This window comes from Kitasatospora sp. NPDC048715 (genome assembly GCF_043198905.1).
Taxonomy (GTDB): domain Bacteria; phylum Actinomycetota; class Actinomycetes; order Streptomycetales; family Streptomycetaceae; genus Kitasatospora; species Kitasatospora lactacystinica.
Map to the genome: position 1 here is coordinate 60,994 of NZ_JBICVH010000030.1, position 17,234 is coordinate 78,227.

15 protein-coding genes are annotated in these 17,234 nt (G+C 74.4%); 9 read left to right on the forward strand and 6 right to left on the reverse strand.

From position 1 onward, the window contains the following. Positions 1 to 164: 164 nt before the first annotated feature. Both ACGFSC_RS40685 and ACGFSC_RS40690 read left to right on the forward strand, forming a co-directional pair. Positions 165 to 2,672 carry a right-handed parallel beta-helix repeat-containing protein gene (locus tag ACGFSC_RS40685; RefSeq protein WP_359911832.1) on the forward strand — a complete coding sequence of 836 codons (2,508 nt, stop codon included), beginning with the start codon at positions 165 to 167 and terminating at the stop codon, positions 2,670 to 2,672. A gap of 105 nt (positions 2,673 to 2,777) precedes the next feature. Beyond that, positions 2,778 to 3,077, forward strand: coding sequence for a DUF6191 domain-containing protein (locus ACGFSC_RS40690; protein ID WP_359911835.1), 300 nt, complete (start codon positions 2,778 to 2,780; stop codon positions 3,075 to 3,077). 142 nt (positions 3,078 to 3,219) lie between these two features. Here ACGFSC_RS40690 and ACGFSC_RS40695 read toward each other — a convergent pair whose 3' ends face one another. Beyond that, on the reverse strand, positions 3,220 to 4,374 hold the full coding sequence (locus ACGFSC_RS40695; protein ID WP_359911838.1) for a PLP-dependent cysteine synthase family protein: 1,155 nt from the start codon (positions 4,372 to 4,374) through the stop codon (positions 3,220 to 3,222). A 158-nt stretch (positions 4,375 to 4,532) separates the two neighbouring features. Further along, on the reverse strand, positions 4,533 to 5,813 hold the full coding sequence (locus tag ACGFSC_RS40700) for an ROK family protein (RefSeq protein ID WP_380353122.1): 1,281 nt from the start codon (positions 5,811 to 5,813) through the stop codon (positions 4,533 to 4,535). A gap of 17 nt (positions 5,814 to 5,830) precedes the next feature. Between ACGFSC_RS40700 and ACGFSC_RS40705 the strand changes: the two genes are divergently transcribed. Beyond that, positions 5,831 to 7,114 carry an MFS transporter gene (locus ACGFSC_RS40705; protein ID WP_359911841.1) on the forward strand — a complete coding sequence of 428 codons (1,284 nt, stop codon included), beginning with the start codon at positions 5,831 to 5,833 and terminating at the stop codon, positions 7,112 to 7,114. 101 nt (positions 7,115 to 7,215) lie between these two features. After that, on the forward strand, positions 7,216 to 7,788 hold the full coding sequence (locus tag ACGFSC_RS40710; RefSeq protein WP_359911844.1) for a HutD family protein: 573 nt from the start codon (positions 7,216 to 7,218) through the stop codon (positions 7,786 to 7,788). A 196-nt stretch (positions 7,789 to 7,984) separates the two neighbouring features. Here the strand turns inward: ACGFSC_RS40710 and ACGFSC_RS40715 are convergent, their stop codons facing one another. Next, positions 7,985 to 8,827 carry an esterase/lipase family protein gene (locus ACGFSC_RS40715; RefSeq protein WP_392865155.1) on the reverse strand — a complete coding sequence of 281 codons (843 nt, stop codon included), beginning with the start codon at positions 8,825 to 8,827 and terminating at the stop codon, positions 7,985 to 7,987. Between the two features lie 284 nt (positions 8,828 to 9,111). Between ACGFSC_RS40715 and ACGFSC_RS40720 the strand changes: the two genes are divergently transcribed. Next, positions 9,112 to 10,425: a helix-turn-helix domain-containing protein gene (locus tag ACGFSC_RS40720; protein WP_359911847.1), complete on the forward strand. Its 1,314-nt coding sequence runs from the start codon at positions 9,112 to 9,114 to the stop codon at positions 10,423 to 10,425. Between the two features lie 65 nt (positions 10,426 to 10,490). On the opposite strand, the gene ACGFSC_RS40725 is transcribed toward ACGFSC_RS40720, so the two are convergent. Next, entirely contained in the window at positions 10,491 to 11,246 is a 756-nt protein-coding gene (locus ACGFSC_RS40725; protein ID WP_359911850.1) for a DapH/DapD/GlmU-related protein, read from the reverse strand. A gap of 106 nt (positions 11,247 to 11,352) precedes the next feature. Between ACGFSC_RS40725 and ACGFSC_RS40730 the strand changes: the two genes are divergently transcribed. After that, complete coding sequence (locus tag ACGFSC_RS40730; protein WP_359911853.1) at positions 11,353 to 12,123, forward strand: maleylpyruvate isomerase family mycothiol-dependent enzyme; 771 nt, start codon at positions 11,353 to 11,355, stop codon at positions 12,121 to 12,123. A gap of 109 nt (positions 12,124 to 12,232) precedes the next feature. Here ACGFSC_RS40730 and ACGFSC_RS40735 read toward each other — a convergent pair whose 3' ends face one another. Beyond that, positions 12,233 to 13,006 carry an enoyl-CoA hydratase family protein gene (locus ACGFSC_RS40735; RefSeq protein WP_359911856.1) on the reverse strand — a complete coding sequence of 258 codons (774 nt, stop codon included), beginning with the start codon at positions 13,004 to 13,006 and terminating at the stop codon, positions 12,233 to 12,235. Between the two features lie 240 nt (positions 13,007 to 13,246). Between ACGFSC_RS40735 and ACGFSC_RS40740 the strand changes: the two genes are divergently transcribed. Both ACGFSC_RS40740 and ACGFSC_RS40745 read left to right on the forward strand, forming a co-directional pair. Beyond that, on the forward strand, positions 13,247 to 14,077 hold the full coding sequence (locus tag ACGFSC_RS40740; protein ID WP_359911859.1) for an ATP-grasp domain-containing protein: 831 nt from the start codon (positions 13,247 to 13,249) through the stop codon (positions 14,075 to 14,077). A 63-nt stretch (positions 14,078 to 14,140) separates the two neighbouring features. After that, positions 14,141 to 14,545 (forward strand): RidA family protein, encoded by a 405-nt coding sequence (locus ACGFSC_RS40745; RefSeq protein WP_359911862.1) that lies wholly within the window; start codon positions 14,141 to 14,143, stop codon positions 14,543 to 14,545. 21 nt (positions 14,546 to 14,566) lie between these two features. Here the strand turns inward: ACGFSC_RS40745 and ACGFSC_RS40750 are convergent, their stop codons facing one another. After that, complete coding sequence (locus ACGFSC_RS40750; protein ID WP_359911864.1) at positions 14,567 to 16,039, reverse strand: MFS transporter; 1,473 nt, start codon at positions 16,037 to 16,039, stop codon at positions 14,567 to 14,569. A 105-nt stretch (positions 16,040 to 16,144) separates the two neighbouring features. Here ACGFSC_RS40750 and ACGFSC_RS40755 point away from each other — a divergent pair, with 105 nt between their 5' ends. After that, positions 16,145 to 17,134: a helix-turn-helix domain-containing protein gene (locus tag ACGFSC_RS40755; RefSeq protein ID WP_359911866.1), complete on the forward strand. Its 990-nt coding sequence runs from the start codon at positions 16,145 to 16,147 to the stop codon at positions 17,132 to 17,134. Positions 17,135 to 17,234 lie beyond the last annotated feature (100 nt).

A 17,234-nucleotide genomic window follows, 5' to 3' on the forward strand; every position in this document is an offset into this window, starting at 1 on the left:
AGTGGTCGGAACCTGTGGCGGCGCTGAACGCTACCGGTGTCCGCGCGACCGCGGGCGGCCGGACCACCCACGTGGGCGCGCTACGGTGGGCGGACGGCCCGCGCACCCCCGCGCGTACGGCCCGTTGATCGCCGGCTCGACGAAGGTGGGGACGACAGACCGTCATGGCTGAGCACAGGGTCCGAGTCACCCAGGACAGCGCATCCCGCTGGCGTCGCCGCGCGGGAGAGTACGACACACTCGCGGAGGCCCTCGCCGCCGCCGAACCCGGCGACACCGTGACCGTCCGTCCGGGCACCTTCCGGGAGAACGTGCTCCTGGACAAGCCCGTGACGCTCGTCCCGGCCCAGGGCCCGGGGACGGTCCGGATCGACCCGCCCTCCGGCGTGGCGCTCACCGTGACCGCCGCCGCGACCGTACGCGACCTGGTCGTCGAGGGCGGCGACAGCTCCACCCCCGCCGTCCTGGTCACCGGACCGGAGGCGACACCCTCCTTCAGCGGCTGCCGGATCGAGACCCGCTCGGCCACCGGGATCGAGATCACCGACGGCGCCCGGCCGACCCTGCGCGGCTGCGTGGTCACCAACCCGGGCGGACTCGGGCTGCGGCTGCGCGGCGCGAACACCGCCGCCGCCTTCGAGGACTGCGAGGTCGCCGCCGCCGGCCAGGCCGGACTGGCGGTCCTCGGCGGCGCCACCGCGGCCCTGGACCGCTGCCGCGTCCACCACGCCTCCGGCGCCGGCGTCCTGCTCTCCGACCCCGGCAGCGCGGCCGAGCTGACCGGCTGCGAGATCTACGAGATCCGCGGCAGCGGTGTGCAGGCCGAGGCGCAGGCGGGCGGGCGGCTGGTCGACTGCGAGATCCACCGGGTCACCGGCAACGGCCTGACCCTGGACGGCGAGGCCGAGCTGGTGCTCACCGGCTGCCGGGTGCACGACCTGCCGGAGAACGGCGCCGACCTGCGCGGACGCGCCCGGCTGAGCCTCGCGAACAGCACCGTCCGGGACTTCGGGCGCGGAGCGCTGTCGGTCTGGGACCAGGGCACCGAGGCCGTCGCCGAGTCCTGCCAGATCCACAGCTCGACCGGCGAGTACCCGGCACTGTGGGTCAGCGACGGCGCCCGGCTGACCCTCACCGACTGCTCGCTGCACGACCTGCCGGACGCCCTGTTCGTCCTCGACCGGGACTCCGCCGCCACCGCCGAGGGCTGCTCGTTCAGCCGGATCCGCAGTTCGGCGGTCTCGGTCAGCGGCGGGGCCACCGTCTCCCTCGCCTCCTGCCGGGTGCAGGAGGCGGGCACCGGGCTCTGGTTCCGCGACCACGGCAGCGGCGGACTCCTCACCGACTGCGAGATCTCCGACGTGGCCACCGGCGTGATCGTCACCAAGGGCGCCGACCCGGTGCTGCGCGACTGCACCGTACGGGCCAGCACGGACGCCGGGGTGTACGTCTCGGCGCAGGGGCGGGGCACCTTCGAGGACTGCCGGGTCTCCCAGGGCAAGGGCTTCGGCTTCCACATCATCGACGGCTGCCGGACCCAGCTCATCCGGTGCCGGGCCGAGCACAACCAGCGGACCGGGTTCGAGTTCTCCGAACCGGGGCCGGTCACGGAGGGGTGCATCTCGGACGACGTCGCGGCCGCTCCGGCACCGGCCGCCCCCGCCGCCCCCGGTGGCGGTGCGGGACCGGGGCCCGGGCGCGGGTCCGGACCGGCGTCCGGGCGCGGGCCGGGGCTGGGCTCGTCCTTCGGACCACCCGACGTACCGGCGCCGCGCACGGCCCAACTGGCCTCGGTGGCACCGGCGTTGGCACCGCCTGCGGGCGGCTCGGCGACCATCTCGCCGATCCCGGACTGCCGGCCGGCCGAGGAAGCGCTCGCCGAGCTGGACTCCCTGGTCGGACTGGCCACGGTCAAGCAGGAGGTGCGCACGCTGATCGACCTGATCTCGGTCGGCCGTCGCCGCCGCCAGGCCGGGCTCAAGGCGCCCTCGCTGCGCCGGCACCTGGTCTTCACCGGGGCACCGGGCACCGGCAAGACCACCGTCGCCCGGCTCTACGGCGAGATCCTCGCCTCGCTCGGGGTGCTCCAGCGCGGGCACCTGGTCGAGGTGGCCCGGGTGGACCTGGTCGGCGAGCACATCGGCTCCACCGCGATCCGCACCGCGGCCGCCTTCGACCGGGCACGCGGCGGGGTGCTCTTCATCGACGAGGCGTACGCGCTCGCACCCGAGGACGGGGCACGGGACTTCGGGCGCGAGGCGATCGACACCCTGGTCAAGCTGATGGAGGACCACCGGGACGAGGTGGTCGTCATCGTGGCGGGCTACACCGCCGAGATGGAGCGCTTCCTCTCCGCCAACCCCGGTGTCTCCTCCCGCTTCTCCCGCACCATCGGTTTCCCCGACTACACGGCGGACGAACTGCTGGAGATCGCCAGGGCGCAGTGCGCCGAACACGAGTACGCGCTCTCCGAGGACACGGAGAAGTCGCTGCTGGAACACTTCAGCGGGCTGGAGCGCGGGCCCAACTTCGGCAACGGGCGCACCGCACGACAGGTCTTCGAGACCATGGTCGAGCGGCACGCGGTGCGGATCGCCCATCTCGCGAACCCGTCCACGGAGGAACTCCAGCTGCTCGTCCCGGCCGACCTGCCGACGGCTCCGCTTCCGTAGCGGCGGCGGCTGGGGCAGGAGGCTGGGGCTGGGGCTGGGACAGGGAGCAGGCAGGCGCGTCGCGACAGGGGAACTCGTCGGCCGTACCGGGCCGTTGAGGCGAACATGGGTGTGCTGCTGACGGGCGCGGCGGGCGGGTTGCTGCTGCCGGCCGGACTGGTCGTGGTGTTCTTCCTGGGCGCGGTGGTGCGGCGGCTGCGCGCCCGCCCGACGGCGGAAGCGGGCGGCGGACGCGGTGCGGGTGCGACCGCGACGGAGGAGCTGCACGCGCTGCTCTACCCGGGGAAGCGGGTGCAGTTGGAGCAGCGGCGGGTCGAACTGGTACTGCGGGACGACGAGCACGACGGCGCACCGAAGCGTACGGGGATCGACCTCGCAGGCGGCCGGGCGGTCATCCGGCGGTGACGGCCCCGGGTCTCGGGTTGACAGCCGAGGGCGAACCGGCGAGGGCGAACAGGCGACAGACAACAGATGTCAGATAACAGATGATGAAATCTGTCAGCTGACAGTTGTCATCCGTCGGCCCTCGACTGTCCGCCCGCCGGGCTCAGCCCACCCAGGCGCCGCCCGCGAGGAAGGACTCCAGCGCCGCCCGGTACGGCGCGATGTCGATCCGCTCGCCCGCCAGCCAGTCGTCGGAGTAGTACTTGTCCAGGTAGCGGTCCCCCGGGTCGCAGATCAGGCCGACCACGCTGCCCGTCCGCCCGTCCGCGCGCATCTCGGCGACGATCCGCAGCGCACTCCACAGGCCCGTCCCGGTGGAGGCACCCGCCTTCTTGCCGAGCACCCGCTCCAGCACCCGTACGGCGGCGATCGACGCGGCGTCCGGCACCCTCATCATCCGGTCGATCGCCCCCGGGACGAAGCTCGGCTCCATCCGCGGCCGTCCGATGCCCTCGATCCGCGAGCCGCTCTCGCAGACGGCGTCCGGGTCGTGGTGCACCCAGCCGTCGAAGAAGCAGGAGTTCTCCGGGTCCGCGACGCAGATCCGGGTGTCGTACTGCATGTAGTGGACGAACCGGGCGATGGTCGCCGAGGTGCCGCCGGTACCGGCGGTGGCCACGATCCAGGCCGGCTCGGGGTGCGGCTCCAGGCGCAGCTGGGCGAAGACCGACTCGGCGATGTTGTTGTTGCCGCGCCAGTCGGTGGCCCGCTCGGCATAGGTGAACTGGTCCATGTAGTGCCCGCCGGTCTCCTCGGCGAGCCGGGCGGAGGCCTCGTACACCTCGTCCGAGCGCTCGACCAGGTGACACTCGCCGCCGTGGAACTGGATCAGGTCGATCTTGGCCTGGCTGGTGCTCTTGGCCATCACGGCGATGAACGGCACGCCGATGAGCTGGGCGAAGTACGCCTCGGAGACGGCGGTGGAGCCGCTGGAGGCCTCGATCACCGGCTTTCCGGGCCGGATCCAGCCGTTGCAGAGCCCGTAGAGGAAGAGCGAGCGGGCCAGGCGGTGCTTGAGCGAGCCGGTCGGGTGGGTGGACTCGTCCTTGAGGTAGAGGTCGATCCCCCACTCCGCGGGCAACGGGAAGCGCAGCAAGTGGGTGTCGGCGGAGCGGTTGGCGTCGGCCTGGACCTTGCGCACCGCCTCCTTGAGCCAGGCGCGGTACTCCGGGTCGGAGCGGTCGACGTCGACGGTCGGCTCGATGCCGGGCTGGACGCCGGGCTCGATGCGGGGGTGGGTGCCGCGCTGGCTGCTCATGGTCGCTGTCTCCCTCGTAGTGACCCCCCACTGCTCACTACGAGTGTATGAGAGTCACGATAAGTGACCGTTTTCGCAGTCCCAGCTTCCGCTTATCGCCTTGATCGCCCTGTCGCCCTCGATCGCCCTCTATTGCCCTCTACTGCCCTCGATCGCCGTCAGGGCAGAACCGGCACCGACTGCGGATCCGCCAGGTACGGCCCCCAGCCCAGCTCGGCCGCGCCCGCGAGCGCGCCGTGCGCCAGCTCCGCGCCGACGATCGGCACCCGGCCGCTGCGCCCCCACAGGCTGCGCTCGGCGACCACCGACCGCAGCCGGTCGGGCGCGGCGTCCAGCAGGTGGAGGTGCAGCCCGCTGAGGACCACCCGGTCGGGGTTGAGGATGTTGGCGACGCCCGCCAGGCCGAGCCCGAGCCGGTCGATGACGTGTTCCACCGCCGCCCGCGCACGGTCGTCCGTCGCGGCCGCCCGGCACAGCTCGCGCGCCTGGTCGAGCAGCGGGCGCCCCGGCTCCGGGGTGAGTCCGGCGGCGGCGAACAGTGCGTCGGGGTCGGTCTCGGAGTTGAGGCAGCCCCGGTTGCCGCACTTGCACGGTCGGCCCTGCGGGTCGACGGTGAGGTGGCCGACCTCCAGGGCCAGGCCGGCGCTGCCGGTGTGCAGGTGGCCGTCGATGACCAGCGCACCACCGACGCCGCGGTGGCCGGACGTGACGAAGAGCAGGTGGCGGGCGCCTCGGCCGGCACCGTGCCGGTACTCGGCGAGCGCGGCCAGGTTGGCGTCGTTGGCGATCGCCGTGGGCAGCGGGCGCATCGCCCTGGGACCGTGGTCGGCGCGTCCGACCTCGACGTCGTACAGGTCGGCGACCGGGGTGCCACTGGGCCAGGCGAAGTGCAGCGCGGCGAGGGCGGCGCCGTCCGGCTCGGTGACCGGGTTGGGCAGCGCGAGGGCGGCACCCAGGCAGCGACGGTCGGTCGCGCGGGCCAGCTCGGCGCCCGCCACGGCGACGGCGCGCAGCATCCGGACCGGGTCGGTGGCGGCGGGCAGCGGCAGGTGGACGGGCGGGTCGAGCAGTCCGCCGAGGCCGGCCAGGGTGACGCTCAGTCCGTCGGCGTGGATCTGCCCGGCGACCACGACCGGGCCCTGCGGGTCGATCGCGAGCCGGTGCGAGGGGCGGCCGCGGCCGCCGCCCGCCGGGCGCGAGTCGACGGTGATCAGGCCGAGCGCCTCCAGTTCGGCGGTGACCGCGCCGGCCGTGGCCCGGGTGACGTCCAGCGCCCGGGTGAGCGCCGAGCGGGTCGGCGTCTGGCCGGTGTGGATCAGGGAGAGCGCAGGACCCAGCAGCGTCCGGCCCCGGTCGGGCGCGGCGCGGCGGTGACTGTCGCGCTGTGCGTCGGAGTCGGTTCCGGTACCGGGCCTCGGGCTTGATGGTGAGAGCTGCACGCCCCTATTGTGACTTTGTGTCGCTTCGAAACAAAATCGGTCCACTCGCGCGCCCGAACCATCATCCCTCCTCCCAGTCTCGCAGCACACCCCCGGCGGCCGACAGCCCCTGGGGGGCCGCACGTGTCGCCCTCACCGCGTTCTTCGCCATCGACGGCTTCCTCTTCGCCGCCTGGGTCGTCCGCATCCCCGACATCCGCAGGCAGGTCGGCGCCTCGCACAGCGCACTCGGGCTCGCCCTGCTCTGCCTCTCCATCGGCGCCGTCCTCACCATGCCGATGATCGGCCGGCTCTGCCTGCGGTACGGCTCGCGCCCGGTCACCGTCGGCTCGCTCGCCCTGCTCAGCCTCGCCGTCCTGCTGCCCGCCCACGCCCACTCGGTCACCGCGCTCGGCGGGGTGCTGCTGCTGTTCGGCGCGGGGTACGGCGGGGCCAACGTCGCGATGAACAGCGCCGCCGTCGACCTGGTCGCGCAGCTGCGGCGGCCCGTGATGCCCAGCTTCCACGCCGGGTACAGCTTCGGCGGGCTGGCCGGCACCGGGGTCAGCGGACTGCTCGCCGGCCCGCTGAGCACCGCGTGGGCGCTCGCCCTCAGCGCCGCGCTGGGCATGGCCGTCACGGTCGGCGCGGGAATCGTCCTGCTGCGCAGCCCGGCGGCGGCAGCCGTCGCACCGAATCGTGCGGGCCGTGCGGGCCGTGCCGCGGAGTCGTCCGGCACCGCGACGGCGGATGCCGGCTCGGCCCGCGCCCGCACCCGGCTGCTCGTCCTGCTGCTCGGCCTCACCGCGCTCTGCACCGCGTACGGCGAGGGCGCGGTCGCCGACTGGGCCACGCTCCACCTCACCGACGACATCCGTGCGAGCTCCGTGGTGGCCGCCACCGGCTACGGCGCGTACGCGTTCGCGATGGCCGGCGGGCGCGTCGGCGGCACCTGGCTGTCCATCAGGCTCGGCCAGAACCGGCTGATGCTGCTCGGTGGGCTGACGGCGGCCGGCGGCATGCTGATCGCCGCCCTGGCACCGGTGGTGCCGGTCGCGATCTGCGGGTTCGTCCTGGTCGGCCTCGGCCTGGCCAACCTCTTCCCGCTCGCCATCGCCCGGGCCGGCGAGGCCGGTGGGCCGCAGGGCGTCGCGTTCGCCTCCTCGCTCGGCTACGGAGGGATGCTGATCGGCCCGGTGGTGATCGGTTTCCTCGCCGACGCCGCCGGACTGCCGCTGGCCCTCACCACCGTGACGCTCGCGGCCACGGTGGCGGCACTCCTGCCGCTGTCGGTCGGGCGGCGGGTGACAGCCGACAGGTGACAACCGACAACCGACAGCTGACAGATGACAGATGACAGATGACAGATGATGAAATCTGTCATCCGTCACCCGCTGTCCGCCATGTGACAGGATGCGGGCCCATGACGAGCAGCGAAGGCTTCCAGGTACTGCGGGCGAGCGAGCGCCCGGCGACGACGTGGCTCAACGGCGGCGGCGTGACCAGGGAGGTCGCCGGGTTCCCCGCCGGCGCCGGGCTGGACGCCTTCGACTGGCGGGTCAGCCTCGCGGACGTCGCCTCGGCCGGGCCGTTCTCCCCGTTTCCCGGGATCGACCGGGTGATCACCCTGGTCGAGGGCCCCGGCATGGCACTCACCGTCGACGGCACCGAGCGGCTGGTCGACGCGCCGTTCCGGCCGTTCGCCTTCTCCGGCGACGCCACCACCGACTGCCGCCTGCTGGCCGGCCCGGTGGTGGACTTCAACGTGATGACGCGCCGCGGGCGGGTCGAGGCCACGGTGGAGCTGGCCACCACGGCCACCGCGGTCGACGTCCCGGTCGCAAGCACCGGCCTCCTGGTCTGCCTCGCCGGCACGGCCGCCGTCGACGGTGTCGAACTCACCCGCTACGACGCCGTGTTGCTCCACGCCCCGGGCACGTACGCGCTGCACCCGAACGGCACCACCGCCGTCGTCGGCTTCCGTACCACGCCCTGACAGCGGGCAGGCCGGCGGGCGGACGGGCCGACACGCCGGCAGCCGCCGTACCCGCGCACCCCCGCAGCCCCGCACCCCCCGCACCCGCGCACCCGCACACCGGCGCACCGGCGCACCCACACACCCACACGGAACGGCGCTCCCGCCGCCCGGAACACCCGGAGGCAGGAGCGCCGTCACCGGCCCGCCGTCGGACTCACCCGCAGAGCACCGGCGTGGCGTGCGCCGGGTCCAGGGCGTTGGCCACCAGGTGCAGCGCCGTCGGCGAGAACGCGATCCCGACGTGTTCCACCAGCGAGACCGGGCAGTGCCCCTGCACCACCTCGTTGTCGACGCCCGGGCCGCTCAGGAACTGGGTCCGCCACGGGGTGACGACCTCGTCGAGGACCGTCGAGACCACGGTGTAGCTCACTCCCGGCACGGTGTCCGGCCGGGTGGCCATCACCTTGTTGAAGTCGGAACCCACCGCCTGGTCCCGGCAGGCCTGGCAGACCGTGAAGATCAGGTCCGCGACGCCCGGGAAGTACGGCACCAGGTTGGTGATCCCGTCGAGCGTCGTGCCGTGGTTGGACGGTGCCAGCCCGACCATCCTGCCGACCTTGGACGCGCCGCCGAGGAACTTGAGGTAGTAGTTCGGCATCATGCCGCCCTGGGAGTGCCCGACGATGTCGACCTTGGCGGCACCGGTCGCGTTCCGCACCAGGTCCACGAACCGGGCGAGTTGGGCCGCCGACTCCGGGACCGGCCCGAGGCCGCCGATCGGCAGCAGCAGGCCGCTGCCGCTGGAGGTGATGCCGGGGATGGTCCCGTAGTCGAGGGCGAAGACGCAGTACCCGAGGCTCTTCAGCAGCGGGGAGAGCGCCAGCCAGTTCTCGTAGCGGTTGGCGAAGGTGCCGTGCACCAGGACGACCGGGTCGGGGTGCGCGGTGCTCGGCCGGCAGGTCCAGTCGTTGGCGCCGGGCGGTGAGGCCACCGTGTCACCGTCGGGCGGCAGTTCGGCGGAGCCGTCAGGCGTAGCGGTCACGGCGGCGGCAGCCAGCGCCGAAGGCGACGTGGCGGCAGCAGCCGGCGCCGAAGGGGACGTGGCGGCGCCCGCCGGCGACGCCGTCGCCCCGACCAGCAGCGCCCCCGCCAGCAGCAGGACGCCCAGCGCGCCACCGACCCTGCCGCGCAGGGGAGTTGCGGGGAAGCGGAGAAGTGGGGTTCTCAACTGTTGCCTCCACGGCGGAAGTTTGTTACCAACAGGTAACCCGAGGGCTCCATCATGCGGTCGCCCCTCCGGCCCGGCCCTTGGGCGTTCCCCAGACCTGGACGGTGTTCTCTGTGACCGGTCACAACGCACCCCACTGCCCGCCCCCGAACACCTCCGACCGGCCGCCGGACTGGCGCGTCCCGGCGATCGGCGGGCTCCCGGCCGACCAGCGACTGCTCGGCGGCGCGCGGGAGCTGGCCGAGACCGTGGTCGCCGCCCTGGTGGAGCGGGTGCCGGCCTACCGCCGGATGCCCCGCGAGCAACTCACCGGCGAGCTGACCCGGGACACCGAACGCCGCATCCGCGCCCTCGCCCACACCGTACGGACCGGGGCCCCCGCCCCCGCCGAGGAGTTCACCGCCGTCCGGGAGGCCGCCGCCCGGCGCGCCGAGGAAGGCCTGCCGCTGGACGCCGTGCTGCTCGCCCACCACCTCGGCCTGGAGGTCTGCTGGGAGTTCGTGACCCGGCACGCCCGGGACGGCGACGCCGGCGACCTGCTCGTTCTCAACCGGCTGCTGCTCGACCAGCTCCGCCGGGCCGCCACCGCCGCCGGGGCGGGCTACCTCGACGGACGGCACCCGACCACCGACCGGCGCGGCGCCACCCGGCACTCCCTGCTCGGTGCGCTCCTCGCGGGCACCCTCGCCGACGGGGCCGCCGACCGCGCCGGGCTCCGGCTGCCCACGGGGTACGCCGTGCTCTGCCTGTCCGTCGCCGACCACCCCGACGAACACTCCCCCGGCATCGACCCGGGCATCGCCGCCCGCCGCAAACTCCGCCGCTTCGAGGCCGAACTGGACCACCGCACCCGGCAGTCGGCACTCACCGCACTCACCCCCACGGGCGGCCTGGTGCTCGTCCCGTTCGGGCCGTCACCCGGTCCGGACGGGGACGATCCCGACGAGGCACCCTGGCCGCTGCTCGCCGCCACCCTCGCCGCGGCGGCCCGCGCGGCCGGCGCCCCGGTACTGGCCGGGGCGGTCTCCGCGGCCCCCGCCGAGGTGCCCGGCGCGGCCGCCCTCGCCCACGAAGTCCTGGACGTGGCCCGGGCGTTCGGCCGGCCTCCGGGCCTGCACCGGTTGGACGACGTCCTGCTGGAGTACCAGCTCACCCGGCCCGGCCAGGCCCGCTCCCGGCTCGCCGCACTGCTCGAACCGCTGGCCGACAGCGGGGAGTTGCTCATCACCCTGCGCACCCACCTGGCCGGGGGCCTGAACCGCCGGCACACCGCGAGCGCCCTGCACCTGCACCCGAACACCGTCGACTACCGGCTGCGCCGGATCGCCGCGCTGACCGGTCTGGATCCGACGCGCCCCGCCGACGTCCCGCGGATCACCGCCGCCATCGCCGCCCGCACCGCCGAACAGGCCTCCCTCGCGGGGTAGTTCAGGCCGCTCGCGAGTTCAGGGCACTGCACCGGCGAAGGGCGCCGGCCCCTTCGCGGGCGACGTCAGCCCGACTCCCCCGGCAGTCGCAGGTCCCAGCCGACCAGGGCGCGCAGCTGCTCCGCGGTCACGCCGTCCGGCACCGGCTGCGGAGCGTCGTGGCGCAGCGGCGGCTGCCAGCCCTCGTCCTCGGTCCAGCGGCGCACCACCTTGGCCGGCGCCCCGGCGACCACGCTGTGGTCGGGTACCTCGCCACGCACCACGGCCCCCGCCGCGACCACCACGTTGCGGCCGATCCGCGCCCCCGGCAGGATCACCGAACCGGTGCCGATCCAGCTGCCCGCGCCGATCTCCACCGGTTCGTTGCGCGGCCACTGCTTGCCGATCGGCAGCTCGGTGTCCCGGTACTCGTGCGCCTGGTCGCTGATGTACACGCCCGGCCCGGTCCACACGTCGTCGCCGATGACGATCGACTGGTGGCCGACGATGTGGCTGTCCCGGCCGATCACGCAGCCCCCGCCGATCCGCACGATCGGCTCCGGCCCGAGGTCGAGCCCGGGCAGGAACCCGGCGCTGATGGTGACCCGCTCGCCGATGATCGAGAACGGCCCGATGGTGATCCACTGCTCGTTGAACACCGCCCCGAGCGGGAAGCTGAGCGTCGTGCCGTCCCCCAGCTCGCCGAACCGGTACGGGCCGGGGTTGCGGTTGGTGACCGCGCCGGTCCGCTGCACCCAGCGCCAGCCCCGGTGGACCAGGCGTCCGGCGGCGCGGCGGCCACCGGTCCGGACGGCTGAGACGAGGGAACGGGTTATCGGCATGCGCTCACGTTACCGGCCCGTAGCGTCCGCCCGATCGCCGGGAGGCGTCCGAGGAAATGTCCGAAGTCCGCGACCGGCGGCCGATCGCGGTGGAAGACTCCGTCCCATGGAGATCACCGAGCACATCGACGCGCTGCGCCTCGAAGGCACCCGGCTCGCCGAGGCCGCAGCCCGCACCGAGCTGTCCGCCCCCGTACCGACCTGCCCGGAGTGGCGGCTGACGGACCTGCTGCGGCACATCGGCTCCGTCCACCGCTGGGCCGCCGCCATTCCCTCCCAGGGCCTGCGGGCCCGGCCGGACGAGGCGGACGCGCAGGCCACCGTCGGGCCGATGCCCTCGGACGCCGCACTGCTCGACTGGTACCGCGAGGGCCACGCCGCCCTGGTGGACGTGCTCACCGCCGCGCCCGCCGACCTGGAGTGCTGGACCTTCCTGCCCTCGTCCCGCCCGCTGGCGTTCTGGGCCCGGCGCCAGGCGCACGAGACCTCCATCCACCGCCATGACGCCGACTCCGCCGCCGGGACGCCCGGTCAGGTCGTGGACACCGCCCTCGCCCTGGACGGCGTCGACGAACTCGTCAGCGGCTTCATGACCCGCAGCCGCTCCGCGCTGCGCAGCGACCGGCCGCGCACCCTCCAGGTCCGGGCCACCGACGGGGCCGGCTCCTGGCGACTGACCATCACCCAGGAGCCGCCGGTCGTCACCACCGGCGAGAGCTCCGAGCCGGCCGACCTGACCCTCACCGGCCCTGCCCACGAGCTCTACCCGCTGCTGTGGAACCGGCTGTCCGCCGAGCAGGCCACGGAGACCAAGGCGATCGGCGATCAGGACCTGCTCGCCCTGTGGAGCGACGCGGCGGCGGTCCGCTGGTCGTGACGCCGCCGCGCGCGGGCGTTCGCGACGCCCGGGGGCGGCACCGCCCCCGGGCGGTCGCGTGTGCCGGTGTCCCCGGGCGAGCGGGCCCGTCGCCCGGGGAACCCCGCCGTCAGCGCACCCAGCGCGCGGGCCGCTTCTCCAGGAACGACCGCATCCCCTCCTGCGCCTCCTCCGAGCCGAAGAGCCGCGCCGACAGCTCCACCAGCTCGTCCGAGTCCCGCTCGAAGGAGCGCACCACCTCGGCGTTGGCCAGTCGCTTCGACTCCGCCAGGCCCTGCGGGGAGCCCAGGCGCAGCGCGTCCAGCAGGCCCTTCAGCACCACGCCGGTGGACTCGGCGGAGTCGGTGGCGCTGGTGATCAGCCCGATCCGGGCGGCCTCGGCGGCGTCGAAGACCTCGCCGGTGAGGTAGTAGCGGGAGGCGGCGCGCGGCTCCAGCTTCGGGCGCAGCGGCAGCGAGATGACGGCGGGCGCGAGGCCGAGCCGCACCTCGGTGAAGGCGAAGGTCGAGGCCGGTCCGGCGACGGCGAGGTCGGCCGCGCCGACCAGACCGAGCCCGCCGGCCCGGGCGTGCCCGTCGATGACGGCGATCACCGGCTTCGCGCAGTCCACGATCGCCCGCTGGAGCTCGACCAGTCCGCGCGGGCCGACCGTCGGGTCCGCGCCGGTCGCCTCGGAGAGGTCGGCACCCGCGCAGAACACCTTGCCGGTGTGTCCGAGCACCACCGCGCGGACCTCCGGGTCGGCCGCGGCGGAGGCCAGCCCGGCGTGCAGCTCGGCCATCAGCCGGGTGGAGAGCGCGTTGCGGTTGTGCGGCGAGTCGAGGGTGAGCGTGGTGACGGCGTCGGCGGTGCTGACGTGGACGAGGGGCGCTGCGCTGGTCATCGGCGGGCCTGCTTTCCGGCTGAGGGTGGGTCGGAACTGCGGGTGGGTCGGAACTGCGGGTGCGGTCCGGGAGGTGCCCCGGACGACGCGGCACGACTCTGGCATGCCCACCCGCCCCTCGGCCAGAGCCCACCCGCCCCTCGGCCGGAGCGGACCGGCCGGCCGGTACCGGCTCCCGGCCGCTCCTCCCCGCCGAAATCCGGTGGTGGCGGGCCCCGCACCGGGGGCAGCATCGTCGCCATGACCACCGCCGATCCTGTCCTGCTGCTCGCGCCTCGCATCAACGAGACGGGCCTCCAGCTCCGCACCGCCGCCGGACGCCGCGGCCTGCGGGCGTGCACCGCGACGTCCTGGCAGGCGCCGCCCGGGCTGCGCGGCTCGGCGGTGCACGTGTACGGCGGACCGCTGTTCGGCGACGCCGTCGGACGGGAGCTCGGCCTCGGCCTGCTGGAGCCCGCCGCCGACTGGCTGACCCGGCTGCCGCTCGCGCTGACCGGACGCCGGGTCTCCTTCGGCACCCTGGCCGAGGCGCGCCGGCTGCGCCGCCCGGCCTTCGTCAAGCCGCCGGCGGACAAGCTGTTCGCCGCCCGGGTCCACCCCGACGGCGGGACGCTGCCGGGGCCCGAACTGCTGGACGGTGACACGCCGGTGCTGGTGAGCGAGGTCGTTCGGTTCGGCGTCGAGTACCGGCTGTTCGTCCTGGACGGCGCGGTGCGGGCCGGCTCGCGCTACGCCGTGGACGGTGACCTGTCCGTCGCGCCGCTGGAGACCGCCGGGGCTCCCGACGGTGCACCCGGCGGGGAGGCCGCCGAGGTGCTCGCCTTCACCGCCGACGTGCTGGCCGCGTCGGCTTCGGACGCACCGCTGCCCAGTGCCACCGTGGTGGACGTCGGGCGTACGGAGGACGGCCGTTGGGCCGTGGTGGAGGCCAACGCGGCGTGGGCCAGCGGTGGTTACGCCGCCGATCCGGACGCCGTCCTCGACGTGGTGCTGCGCTCGGGCGGACCGGCCGCCCAACTCCCCTCCACCGACCGCCCGTTCCTGCGCGAACTGCCCGATGTGGTGCGCTGAGGCCGGTCGGCCGCCGGGGCCGGGGCTTGCGACTCCGGCGGATCGTGGATCAGGATCCGCGCCATGACCACCTCTCACCTCACCCACATCACCGAGCCCCCCGGAGTCGCGCCCGGCACCGGCTACACCCAGGTCGTCACCGGCAGCGGCCGGATGGTCCAGGTGTCCGGCCAGGTCGCCTTCGACGAGCAGCGGAACCTGGTCGGCGAGGGCGATCCGAAGGCGCAGGCGCGGCAGGTCTTCGAGAACCTGCGGCGTTGCCTGGCCGCCGCCGGGGCCGGGTTCGAGCACGTCGTGAAGCTCACCTACTTCCTGACGGACATCGCCCACCTCTCGGCCGTCCGCGAGGCCCGCGACGAGCACTTCGGCTCCCTTCCGCTGCCGGCCTCCTCCGCGATGCAGGTGGCCGCCCTGTTCAAGCCCGAGGTGCTGATCGAGATCGAGGCGATGGCGATCGTCCCCGAGTAGCCGGCCCGGGGCCGGCGCGTCTCACACCGCGCCGGGGTTCGCGTCCCGCCGCCCGGCCCATCGGACGGCGGGGCGCATCGCCAGGCCCGCCGCGGCCAGCACCGTGCCCAGGACGACCCAGCCGACCATGCCGTACCCGATGACCAGGGTGCCGACCAGCGCCGGGCCGGCCATCAGCGCCGCCGCCGTCCCCGCGTTGAAGACGCCCTGGTAGGCACCGTGATCGCGCTCGCCCGCGAGGTCGTAGCTGAGCGCCCAGCCGCCCGCCTGCGCGACGACCTCGCCGAGCGACTGCAGCGCGACCCCGCCGAGCACCACCACGGCCGCGAAGCCCGCGGGCAGACCGTGCGCCAGCGAGACGACCAGGCAGGAGGCGGCCAGCACCACTCCGGCGCGCCCGCAGGCCCGGGCGGCCCCCGTCCGTTCCTCGGTGCCCCGGGTGGCCCGCACCTGCAGGGTGATCACCAGCAGGGTGTTGACGATCAGGGTGCCCGCGACGGTGATCCGCGGCGCGTCGGTCTCCTGGACGATCCAGAGCGGTATGCCGACCTCAAGGACGGCGAACTGCAGGCAGAGCAGTGCGTTCAGCACCGTCACGGCCAGGAACGGGCCGTCCCGCAGCGCCGGGTTCGGCCGCCGGCCCTGCTTGACACCCCGGCCCGAGGGGTCCGACGGGTTCGCGACTCCGGTCTTCGCGGACGGCTCGCACACTGCCGCCCCGGACTCCGACGGCTCGGACGGCTCGGATGGCTCCGAGGGCTCCGGCGCTGCCGCTCCGGGCGCCGACGCTCCGGTCGCCGACGGGCGCTGCGGGATGTCGAGGCGGTGGAACAGCACGGCGACGGCCACGTAGGAGGCGGCGTCGGCCAGGATCGCCGTCAGGTACACCGGCCGGGTGTCCAGTTGGAGCGCGATCGCGCCGATGGCCGTTCCCAGGCAGATCCCGACGTTGGTCACCACCCGCAGGTGGGCCCGGCCCGCCACCCGGCGGTCGGCGGGCAGCACCTCGGCGTAGAGCGCGTTCCGGGTGGCGGCGGAGCCGCGGTCGACGGCGGAGACCAGGCAGGCCAGCGCGACGAACGCCGGGTAGCTGTGCACCAGCGCGTACCCGGCGGTGCCGATCGCCTGCACCGACACCAGCACCACCAGCACCCGCCGCGCACCCCAGCGGTCGGCGGCCCGGCCGGCCGGCACGCTCGCGACGACCCCGCACAGGCCGGCGGCGGTCATCCCGAGGCCCAGCTGGGCGGCGCTCAGGCCGAGCACCCGGGTGAAGAACAGCACCGCGACGGAGAGGGAGAGGCCGTTGCCCACCGTGTTGACCAGGGTGATCCCCGCCAGCCGGCGGACCGTCGGGTCGGGGTGCAGCCGGCGTCGCAGCGCGGCGACGACCCCGGTGGCACGGGGCCCGGTGGCACGGGGGGTCGCAGGCGCAGCCCGGTCTTCGGGCACGGCAGGGGAAGGTGCGGAGGACTCCGCCGTCGAGGTGGTCATGCATGGATCCCACCGCGCACCGGAGCGGACCAGTACTCCTTTAGGCTCTGGCTGAATCCGAAGCCGGACTGCCTGCCCCGGCCGATCCCCGCAGAAGGATGCCCCGTGCACCGGTTCACGCTCCGCCTGGCCGACCTCGCCACCACCTGGTTCGCCGTCTCCCCGATCCACGAGGCGGCGCTCAGCCTGCGGATGTGGACCCACCCGGGCGTCTACCACCTCCAGACCCGGGCCTTCGAGCAGCTCAGGCCCGCCTTCGATCGGCTGGACTCCCGTCTTCTGCTCTCGCTCGTCGCCGAGAACCGCTTCGTCCCCGACTTCCTGACGCCGCGCCCCACCTCCCCCTCCCCCGAGTTCCGCTCCGAGATCGCGACCGTCCGGGCGTTCCCGCCGGAGCAGTTGCGCGCCGAACTGGAGCAGACGTTCCTCTCGCACGGCCAACCGCTGCCCGCCGCACTCGCCGCCGGACTCGCCCGCCCGGAACGGCTGTTGGCGCGGATCGCCGACACGCTGGAGGAGTACTGGGAGGTGTGCCTCGCCCCCTCCTGGTGGCCGCAGGCCCGCGCCGTTCTGGAGTCCGACCTGGTCTACCGCGCCCGGCTGCTCGCCCAACACGGCGCGGCGGCCCTCTTCGCCGACCTGGACCACCGGCTCCACTGGGAGAACGGCGTCCTGTCGATCAGCCGGAACTGGACGGACGGGGACGTGGAGACGCCCGTGGACGGGCGCGGCCTGGTGCTCTGTCCGACCTTCTTCGTCCGCGGCGCGATCACGATGATCAGCAATGACCGTGCGCCGCAGATCAGTTACCCGGCACGCGGACAGGCCGGGCTGGCCGGCCGGGGCACGCCGGTGCCGCCGCAGGCCGTGGCGGCGCTGGTCGGCGCGCCGAAGGCTCGGCTGCTCGCGCTGCTCGCCGAGCCCGCCTCCACGACCGACCTCGCCTTCCGGCTCGGCGTCACCCCGGGCGCGGTCAGCCAGCACCTTTCCGTCCTCGCCGCCACCGGCCTGGTCACCCGGGCGCGGCACGGCCGCTCGGTGCTGTACCGGCGCAGCCCGCTCGGGGACGAGCTGACGGGGGCGGGGGCGAACTGACGGAGGCGGGACCGAACTGACGGAGGCTGGGGCGAAGCCGGGGACGGGAAGCCCATCAGTGGTACAGACCTGTTGACGCATTGGTCCAGTCCTCCTACAG